Raw genomic sequence first — 632 nt, 5'->3', positions numbered from 1 at the left:
CGGGTCGCCCCCTACTTTGGCACCCCCGACAAACCCGAGTGCCATATGCTGTACAATGTCACCACCATGTGCACCACCTGGCACACGGTGGCCACCGCCGACACCGCCCTGCTCCGCCGCCAGCTGGACATCCTGGCCGGTCTGCCCCAAAACTGCATCTTCCAGAACTACCTGCGCTGCCACGACGACATCGGCTGGGGCCTTGACTACGATTTCCTGGCCCGGTTCGGGATGCAGGAGGTCCCGCACAAAAAGTACCTGAACGATTTCTTTACCGGCAAGACGGCGAACTCCTTCGCCATCGGGGAGCTGTACAACGACGACCCCCGCCTGGGGGACGCCCGCCTCTGCGGCACCACGGCCTCCCTCTGCGGCATCGAGCGGGCCGGCTTTGCCGGGGACAAGGCCGCACAGGAAAAAGCCGTCCGGCTCGACCTGACCCTCCACGCCTTCATGCTCTCACAGTCGGGCCTCCCTGTGCTGTACAGCGGGGACGAGATCGGCCAGCTCAATGACTACAGCTACAAAGACGACCCCGAAAAGGCTTCGGACAGCCGTTACATCCACCGCGGCGCCTTCCCCTGGGCATTGGCCGCCAATCGCAGCATACCCGGCACGCTGCAAAACGAGCT

General features: G+C 64.1%; 1 protein-coding gene. It reads left to right on the top strand.

From position 1 onward, the window contains the following. Window positions 1-632: alpha-amylase family protein (locus B5G12_RS14235; RefSeq protein WP_522731457.1), on the top strand; the 632-nt coding region annotated here is incomplete at both ends.

The organism is Faecalibacterium sp. An58 (assembly GCF_002161515.1).
Lineage (GTDB): Bacteria > Bacillota > Clostridia > Oscillospirales > Ruminococcaceae > Faecalibacterium > Faecalibacterium avium.
Note: the sequence above shows the minus strand (reverse complement) of the source record. Positions and strands in the feature narration are given on the sequence as shown.